This window comes from Microcystis sp. M53598_WE2, assembly GCF_030067735.1.
Classification (GTDB): Bacteria; Cyanobacteriota; Cyanobacteriia; order Cyanobacteriales; family Microcystaceae; genus Microcystis; species Microcystis aeruginosa.
Window position 1 is genome coordinate 1 of the sequence record NZ_JASJFE010000570.1, and the last position, 8,208, is coordinate 8,208.

The 8,208-nt window shown below is 41.2% G+C and carries 9 protein-coding genes; 2 read left to right on the plus strand and 7 right to left on the minus strand.

The annotated features are described in order from the left end of the window. Window positions 1–291: 291 nt before the first annotated feature. The 3 genes from ygfZ to gap all read right to left on the minus strand — a co-directional run bounded on the left by ygfZ (window position 292) and on the right by gap (window position 2,880). Window positions 292–1,305 (minus strand): CAF17-like 4Fe-4S cluster assembly/insertion protein YgfZ, encoded by a 1,014-nt coding sequence (gene ygfZ, locus PX636_RS11570; RefSeq protein ID WP_012266361.1) that lies wholly within the window; start codon window positions 1,303–1,305, stop codon window positions 292–294. Further along, window positions 1,302–1,670: a hypothetical protein gene (locus tag PX636_RS11575; protein ID WP_002740015.1), complete on the minus strand. Its 369-nt coding sequence runs from the start codon at window positions 1,668–1,670 to the stop codon at window positions 1,302–1,304. Before PX636_RS11575 ends, ygfZ begins: the two co-directional genes overlap by 4 nt. 175 nt (window positions 1,671–1,845) lie before the next feature. Beyond that, the gene (gap, locus tag PX636_RS11580) at window positions 1,846–2,880 is read right to left on the minus strand and encodes a type I glyceraldehyde-3-phosphate dehydrogenase (protein ID WP_002798206.1); all 1,035 of its coding nucleotides are present in this window, start codon (window positions 2,878–2,880) and stop codon (window positions 1,846–1,848) included. A gap of 536 nt (window positions 2,881–3,416) precedes the next feature. On the opposite strand from gap, the gene PX636_RS11585 reads away from it, so the two are divergent. Then, window positions 3,417–5,837: a phosphoketolase family protein gene (locus PX636_RS11585; protein ID WP_288117269.1), complete on the plus strand. Its 2,421-nt coding sequence runs from the start codon at window positions 3,417–3,419 to the stop codon at window positions 5,835–5,837. A gap of 506 nt (window positions 5,838–6,343) precedes the next feature. Here the strand turns inward: PX636_RS11585 and PX636_RS11590 are convergent. From PX636_RS11590 to PX636_RS11605, 4 genes are all read right to left on the minus strand, one after another. After that, window positions 6,344–6,583 (minus strand): type II toxin-antitoxin system HicA family toxin, encoded by a 240-nt coding sequence (locus PX636_RS11590; RefSeq protein ID WP_002798208.1) that lies wholly within the window; start codon window positions 6,581–6,583, stop codon window positions 6,344–6,346. Further along, window positions 6,576–6,839 (minus strand): type II toxin-antitoxin system HicB family antitoxin, encoded by a 264-nt coding sequence (locus PX636_RS11595; protein ID WP_002737641.1) that lies wholly within the window; start codon window positions 6,837–6,839, stop codon window positions 6,576–6,578. Before PX636_RS11595 ends, PX636_RS11590 begins: the two co-directional genes overlap by 8 nt. Window positions 6,840–7,042: 203 nt before the next feature. Further along, complete coding sequence (locus tag PX636_RS11600) at window positions 7,043–7,375, minus strand: DUF5615 family PIN-like protein (RefSeq protein WP_044034951.1); 333 nt, start codon at window positions 7,373–7,375, stop codon at window positions 7,043–7,045. Beyond that, complete coding sequence (locus tag PX636_RS11605; protein ID WP_002735373.1) at window positions 7,359–7,607, minus strand: DUF433 domain-containing protein; 249 nt, start codon at window positions 7,605–7,607, stop codon at window positions 7,359–7,361. Before PX636_RS11605 ends, PX636_RS11600 begins: the two co-directional genes overlap by 17 nt. A gap of 234 nt (window positions 7,608–7,841) precedes the next feature. Here PX636_RS11605 and PX636_RS11610 point away from each other — a divergent pair, with 234 nt between their 5' ends. Then, window positions 7,842–8,165 (plus strand): DUF433 domain-containing protein, encoded by a 324-nt coding sequence (locus tag PX636_RS11610; protein WP_288117271.1) that lies wholly within the window; start codon window positions 7,842–7,844, stop codon window positions 8,163–8,165. The last annotated feature ends 43 nt before the right edge of the window (window positions 8,166–8,208 follow it).

The following is an 8,208-nucleotide window of genomic DNA, read 5'->3' on the forward strand; positions in this document are numbered from 1 at the left end:
CTGGGGTTAGGGGGTTTTTCAGTTATCAGTTATCAGTTATCAGTTATCAGTTATCAGTTATCAGTTATCAGTTATCAGTTATCAGTTATCAGTTATCAGTTATCAGCTATAGTCATTTCAATTAAGATTGAGAATATAAATGCCAGAGTTCATAAGGTTTTCATCGGTCTAGAGTGGATCAGAATTATCTGAAATGACTATATCAGATGTGAGTTATCACTAACCCAGGCGGGCGTTGGGTTTCATACTTCAACCCAACCTACGTTCTGATTACTGATTACTGTTTACTGTTCACTGAAAGGGGTATTCGTGAGAGAGGAAGGGTAAAGGGATTAATTCTCCTGTTGCCTCGCCGATTTGTACTTTCAAACCCTCTCCTCCCGCTTTTGTTTTCACATAACCCAAGCCAAAATCCTCCAGCACACTGGTGAGTAAACCGACTTTTTGCGCTTCTAAAATAATCGGGGTATTGCTGGGGACGGGTTGGCTAAGTTTTATGCCCCAAAGTCTTTGTTTTACGCCTTTATAGGTGTTGAGACGGGCGATAGTTTCTTGACCAATATAACAGCCCTTATCAAAAACGATCGCTCGCCATAAACCGGCCTCTAAAGGGTTATAATCTTCGGTTAATTCTCGATCGACTGCCGGTCGGCCTTGATGGATTCTCAGGTATTCCCACACCTGCTCATCGGCGGGAGTAACGCCATTTTTAATTAAATTTTCCCAGAGGGGACCGGCTTCGGCGGCGGCAACGATTAAAGTATATCCGGGCAGATCTAAGCCGGTGCCGACGGCCACTCTCAGGGGGGGGTCAGAAAGGAGATAATGACTATGCTGCACCCCCGTTAAAATCTGCTCTGGAATGGCGATTTTTTGCAGGTATTGCCCGCTTTCAGTACCGATTAGGGTAAAAATGGCAAAATTATCGGTTAAGTCGCTAATTTCCACTTTATCGAAGGGGAAAATATAGCGATCGATCAATTCCAGTAAAAATTGACGACGTTGGGGAGAAACGAGGATGAGGAGGGAATCATCGCTGGCGTAAACTGTGACAAAATCGAGGGTACGACCGGTAGAGTTAAGGAAAATTGTCTCACAACCCTGACCCGGTTTCAGGCGATCAATCGCGTTACTGGTTTGATTGTGGAGAAAACGCAGTCGGTCCTGGCCTTTTAATTCTAATAAACCCCAATCGGAGCGATCGATTAAAATTGTTTGGGATGCTAAACTTTGGGGATCATTGCTGTAATCTTTGAGAAAATTAGCGGCATACTCTGCCTTGATCGTTTCTAAATCTGCTTTCATTGGGGTAAATTAGCGAATAATCGGTTAATAATGCGCTCGGTTTTCGTTTCCAAACTCTGCCAATCTAGTTCACCGGTGGGGTCGAGGAGACTGGTATCGATGGTGACGCTCTCTCCCTCATCGGTGGGATAATCGAGAAAACAGACTTGAAAACAAAGTTCCCAAATATTTACAGTAACGGAGCGATCGAGATAAGTCAAACAGAGCAGATAACTGGGATAGGGATCTTGAATTTCTGTATAAGTTCCTTTCCAGAGGGAATTTTCTAACTGTTTACGCAGATTATCCAGCACCCGAATAAATGCCGGCTGCATTAACAATTGTGCCTGTTCCCAAGCGATAATATCTTTAAATTTTGGATTCATCTTATCAGTTATCAGTGATCAGTTATCAGTTATCAGATTTGAGGATTAAGTGATAAAGGCATTTATCAGATTTGAGGATTAAGTGATAAAGGCATTAACAGTGCTGTCTTTTCACTGGTTACTGTTTACTGTTTACTGATCACTGGTTACTGTTTACTGATAACTGATAACTGATTTAAGCTGTTACTAGGGCTGCTTCCTTAGCTGCCATCATTTTCATCAGGTCTAACATCCGGCAGGAGTAACCCCACTCGTTATCGTACCAAGAGACGACCTTAAAGAAATTGGCATTAAGTTGAATGCCAGCTTTAGCATCAAAGATACTGGAATGGGGGTCAGTGATAAAGTCACTCGATACCACTTCCTCATCGGTATAACCGAGGATACCTTTCATCGGACCTTCGCTGGCGGCTTTCATAGCGGCGCAGATTTCCTCGTAACTGGTGGCTTTTTCGGTTTTAAAGGTTAAATCCACCGCCGAAACGTTGGGAGTTGGCACACGGAAGGCCATACCGGTTAATTTGCCTTTTAGGGAAGGAATAACTAGGGTTACTGCTTTGGCTGCTCCCGTGGAGGAGGGGATAATATTTTGACCAGCGCCGCGACCACCGCGCCAATCTTTTTTCGATGGACCATCGACGGTGGGTTGAGTGGCGGTCATCGAGTGTACCGTGGTCATTAATCCTTCCGCTAGTCCGAAGTTATCGTTAATAACTTTGGTGATCGGGGCTAAACAATTGGTGGTACAACTAGCGTTAGAGACGATCAGATCCTTAGCGGGATCGTACTCATTATCGTTAACGCCTAGTACAATAGTACGAATTTTGTCGGGATCTTTGGTGGGTGCGGAGATAACCACCCGTTTGGCCCCTGCTTCTAGGTGTTTTCCGGCCCCTTCGGCGGTGGTAAATAAACCAGTGGACTCGACCACATAATCGGCCCCGGTTGCACCCCAGGGCAGTTGAGCGGGGTCTTTAATCGAGTAACAGGGGATAAACTTACCATCCACGACGATGCCATCTTCTTTTGCTTCTACCGTACCCTGAAAACGTCCGTGGGTGGAGTCGTATTTGAGCAGATAGGCAATATTATCGGGGGGGACGAGATCATTGATACCAACAAACTCGAAATCAGGATTTTGGATACCCGCCCTAAAAACGAGGCGACCGATACGACCAAATCCGTTGATAGCGACTCTTACTTTTGTCATGAAAAAAACTCCTTTGCAGCTGCGATAAGCTTAGGCACGATCAAGAAACAATAATTTGAGAATTGATTGGCCTCTAGAGAATCACTATATATGCTAATCAGCTTTTGTTGCTCGCTAGATGAAGTATAGAAAGATTTTAAGTTTCAGTGCTTCAAAAGCTATCCTAGTAGTCCTCACCACTGGCATCGAGAAGGCCTAATTAGGCTCTTCCCGACAAACTAGGGTGTAACCCTATAGTATTTTGGGAAAAGCTGACATTAAAAAATAATTAAAATTTTTCTGAGAATTATTGTTACCTAAGTTAAGAAGATATTAATATGCCTTTAAAAGCGATTTAAAAACGCCGCCCGACTGACATAAATTCCCCTGGCCGGATTGGCAAAATATAGCTTATTTTAATAGTTTTTTACGCTCCGAAAGGTTAGACTCTTGATTACAGTTTGAAAACTGACCGAGGGTTAACCCTCTCGATAATCTGGAGAAATTGTCTATCAACTCTCTTAATCTCATCCTTCATAGATATCGGAGAAATATTCATGGTATCCGCACCAGAAAGACCCTTAACAGAGCAAAATCCCCTTTCTCAAGAGGAACTCTATAAAACCCATGCCTATTGGCGCGCTTGTAACTATTTAGCTGTAGGTATGATTTATCTGCGCGATAATCCCCTGCTCAAAGAACATCTTAAACCCGAACACGTTAAGTATCGTTTACTTGGTCACTGGGGAGCGAGTCCGGCCTTAAGTTTTACCTACGTTCACCTCAACCGTTTAATCAAAAAATACGACCTCGATATGATTTTTATGGCCGGTCCGGGCCATGGGGCGCCGGGGGTACTCGGTCCGGTTTATCTAGAAGGAACCTATTCGGAAATTTACCCCGATAAAAGTGAAGACGAGGAAGGATTACAAAAATTCTTTAAACAATTTTCTTTTCCCGGTCACATCGGCAGTCACGTCACCCCCGAAACCCCCGGTTCTATCCATGAGGGCGGCGAACTGGGTTATAGTGTTTCCCATGCCTACGGTTCTGTTTTTGACAATCCCGACCTCATTACGGCCGTGGTGGTGGGTGATGGGGAAGCTGAAACCGGTCCCCTTGCTACCGCATGGCACTCGAATAAATTCCTTAACCCGATTCGCGATGGTGCGGTACTGCCAATTTTAAACTTAAACGGTTATAAAATCGCTAATCCCACCATTCTCTCCCGTATTTCGACGCACGAGTTAGAAAGTCTCTTTGTCGGTTACGGTTACACTCCCTACATCGTCGAATGTAAGGAAGATGAAGACCTCATGCACTGCCATCAAAAAATGGCCGCTACCCTAGAACACTGTATCAATCAAATTCGCTTCTATCAACAGGAAGCTCGCAGCACGGGAGTGGCTAAACGTTACCCCTGGCCGATGATTATCCTCCGGTCCCCCAAGGGTTGGACAGGTCCGAAAAAGGTTGATGGTCATAAAGTGGAAGGATTCTGGCGCGCTCACCAAGTACCCATGGGTGCCATGCAGGAAAACCCCGAACACTTGAGAAAATTAGAGGAGTGGATGAAAAGCTATAACCCAGAGGAATTATTTGACTATACCACGGGTAAATTTAAGCCAGAATTTAAAGAACTCGCTCCTATTGGTCATCGTCGCATGAGTGCTAACCCGCACGCTAACGGCGGATTGCTGCGTAAAGACCTAAAAATGCCCGATTTTCGTCAATATGCCGTAGATGTCACCCACCCGGCCCAAGTGGAAGCGGAAAACACGGGAGTGATGGGGGTATTTTTGCGGGATGTAATGCGAAATAATATGACTAATTTTCGCGTTTTTGGTCCCGATGAAACTGCTTCTAATCGTTTAGCGGCTCTCTATGAAGTGACTAAAAAAGCTTGGTTAGCCGATACCTATCCGGAGGATTTAGATGGTAGCCAATTATCTCCCGATGGTCGGGTGATGGAGATGCTGAGTGAACATACTTTAGTCGGTTGGTTAGAGGGGTATTTATTATCCGGTCGTCACGGTTTATTTCACTCCTACGAGGCTTTTGCTCACGTTATCGATTCCATGTTCAACCAACACGCTAAATGGCTCGATATCTGCAAAAATCATGTGCCTTGGCGCGCTTCTGTTTCCTCTTGGAATCTGTTATTATCCTCGGTGGTTTGGCGGCAGGATCACAATGGTTTTAGTCACCAAGACCCCGGTTTTATCGATTTAGTAACCAATAAAAGTGCCGACGTGGTGCGGGTTTATCTTCCCCCCGATGGTAACTGTTTATTAAGTGTGGCTAATCACTGTCTCAAGAGCAAGGATTACACTAATATTATCGTTGCTGATAAACAGAAACACCTGCAATACTTGACCATTGAAGAAGCAATTAAACACTGCACCAAAGGTATCGGTATTTGGGATTGGGCAAGTAACGATGATGATGGAGTAAATCCCGATGAACCGGATGTAATTATGGCTTGCTGTGGGGATATTATTACTAAAGAATCCCTGGCGGCAACGGCAATTCTGCGGGAGGAATTCCCTTACTTAAAAGTTCGCTTTATCAACGTGGTTGATCTGTTTAAATTACAGTCGGAAAGTGAACACCCTCACGGTTTATCAGAACGGGATTTTGATAGTTTATTTACCACTGATAAGCCAATTATCTTTAATTTCCACGGTTATCCTTGGCTGATTCATAAACTTACCTACCGTCGCAGTAATCAAGAACGTATTCATGTGCGCGGTTACAAAGAAGAAGGGAATATTAATACTCCCCTAGAATTAGCCATTCGTAACCAAGTTGATCGTTTTCATTTAGTAATCGATGTCATTGATCGCGTGCCGAAATTAGGTTCTGCTGCCGGTCATGTGAAAGAACGAATGAAAAATGCTATTATCGATAATCTCGATTATGCTTTTACCAATGGTATCGATAAGGACGAGATTACTAACTGGAAATGGCCTTATTAATTAGGCTAGAAAGTGGTTTAGGTGATGATAATTTATTAGTTTACCGATAAATTTCATCTTCCTATTCCACCTAAAAAATATTCTTGATTTTCTACAGGGTGAGAGCATCTCAAAAGCTGTTGACAATTGGACAATTTTGTGATACGCATGGGTATTTTAGGTGATACCAGTCAATCAGAATAATTACGAAATCTTAACAATTGAGATGGCAAATTCTCCTCAAATTTGGATCATTTCATAATCAAAAGTTCATTACCAGAGTGAAAAAATTAGGCAAAATGGTGATAGTCACTTTACCTGTTTTTAAGGGAGGCTAATTTATCGACGATGACTGGGTGAAAATTAATCATTAAATCAATTTATAACAAGCAATCGAGGGTTTTACTATCGCGTTAATGTACCTTAAAAAGGTAGCTATCACTTTATTTTAGCTTTTGGAAATAAAATTAAGATAAAGCGTAATAAAATAGATAATTTCTTCGTTTGAAAAAAACGTATTCAATCATCTATTTTAATAAATGTTCTATTTCTTCATCTGTAAAACCAAATTGTCTAAAAATTCGTAAAACATAAGCAGGGGACATTTCTTTTGCACCTATATCGATAGGAACGATTCGACGTTGATTATACAATACTCTACAATATAAACGATGATCACCTTTTCCTTCTCGATAAAATTGACAGCCTCCTTTTTCAAGAATTTTGATTAGTGCTTTGGGTTTAAGAGAAGGAATATTTTTAGGCATAAACTTTTCTGAGTTCGTAAGTTTCGGGAGTTTCAGAATCTCCCACAGTTAAAAATTCATGAAGTTCGTCTATAGGAATAGGACTGGTATATATATTGGCTTGATCATGATAAATCTCCCAAAAAGATTCAATCGCTTCTTTTAGTTTCTCAATAGCTTTTTCCTGAGTTTCTCCTTGTCCAACTAATCCATTTTCAAGACATAATGAAACCCAATAATCTGCACTTTTTCTCAAAATAACGGTATAAAAGTTCATGGTGATTGTTCCGTTGAAATTTTAATCGGGGATTAGAATTTACTCCAGCTTAATTTTAACACAAGACCAACCCAACAAACTGCCTTACCTCAATCTTTTAAATTAACGTCTTTGGATCATTTCATCAATAGACAATAAATAAAGTGCATTATACTTTGTTAATGCACCCGATCAGAAAAGCGATCGCTGAGGATAATATATGATTATGCAATTACTAAAACGGACTCGGTAGAATTATCGCTAAATCTCTTAATAGCTTGTTTATGTTTTAAAATAAGACTGATTAGATGATGAGTGGTACAATTTCCAATCCTCAGCCAGATGAACTTTGGAGGTTGGCCATACAACAAACTCCGTTGATAAAAATCAGAATCTTTCGAGACAATTATAAATCCATTGATACGCGCATATTCCCAAATCCTTTGATCGGGAAACCCTTTTAGGCTACAATCTCTAACATGAGCGCTATCGGGAAAATGTGATACCAGTAACAGAGGTAGTTTAGGTGATAAGTTTTCGTCAAATAGCAGTTTCATAGGGAATAACCATTAAACGACGATCCCGCTCGGCGGCAAATGCAAAACAGGCTTGTATATCTTCTAAGGTAAGATCGGGGAAATCATCTAATATTTCTTCAATAGTCATCCCTCCTCCTAGATAATCAAAAATATCTGCTACTGCAATACGAGTATTGACAATGCAAGGTTTGCCACTGCGAATGTCTGGGTTAATCACAATCCGATCTCGATATTTAGCTGCAAAAGACATAGTAATAATTGTTGTTGACTAATGATTATTATAGCTTAATGTTAACTGTACTTTAAGCTTGATAAATCTTAAAACCAAAGCCCTCGACTTTTAGGTTTCAAAAATTCTATTATCAATAAGGTGCATTACACTACCTTAATCCACTCTAAAAGAGCGGCGATCGCACTGATGTGGCCTTACTGGGGAAAAAATGGTATGATAATAACAATTTATTAATATTATTGGCAAGTAATTATGTCATCTTTAGTTATCTCACAACATATTGAAATCACTCCTGGTATCTGTGGTGGAAACCCTCGTATTGCTGGACATCGAATTAAAGTTCAAGATCTTGTAATTTGGCATGAAAGAATGGGAATGTCACCAGATGAAATTATTTATCACCATCCTACTATGTCCCTAGCAGATGTTTATGCGGCCTTGGCCTATTACCATGACAATCGAGAAGAAATTAGACGACAACTTGAAGCAGGAGAAACTTTTGCTAAACAACTACAAGGAAACAAACCATCTTTAATTGAGAAAATATTACAGGGTGAAAATGCCAGTCAAGATTAAATTTCATCTGGATGAAAGTGTTAGTAATGCTATTGCAAACGGC

Coding starts and splice junctions, on each gene's coding strand:
- PX636_RS11590 (WP_002798208.1), bottom strand. CDS start 6,583: ATGCCTAAAAATATTCCTTCTCTTAAACCCAAAGCACTAATCAAAATT.
- gap (WP_002798206.1), bottom strand. CDS start 2,880: ATGACAAAAGTAAGAGTCGCTATCAACGGATTTGGTCGTATCGGTCGC.
- PX636_RS11585 (WP_288117269.1), top strand. CDS start 3,417: ATGGTATCCGCACCAGAAAGACCCTTAACAGAGCAAAATCCCCTTTCT.
- PX636_RS11605 (WP_002735373.1), bottom strand. CDS start 7,607: ATGTCTTTTGCAGCTAAATATCGAGATCGGATTGTGATTAACCCAGAC.
- PX636_RS11600 (WP_044034951.1), bottom strand. CDS start 7,375: ATGAAACTGCTATTTGACGAAAACTTATCACCTAAACTACCTCTGTTA.
- ygfZ (WP_012266361.1), bottom strand. CDS start 1,305: ATGAAAGCAGATTTAGAAACGATCAAGGCAGAGTATGCCGCTAATTTT.
- PX636_RS11595 (WP_002737641.1), bottom strand. CDS start 6,839: ATGAACTTTTATACCGTTATTTTGAGAAAAAGTGCAGATTATTGGGTT.
- PX636_RS11610 (WP_288117271.1), top strand. CDS start 7,842: ATGTCATCTTTAGTTATCTCACAACATATTGAAATCACTCCTGGTATC.
- PX636_RS11575 (WP_002740015.1), bottom strand. CDS start 1,670: ATGAATCCAAAATTTAAAGATATTATCGCTTGGGAACAGGCACAATTG.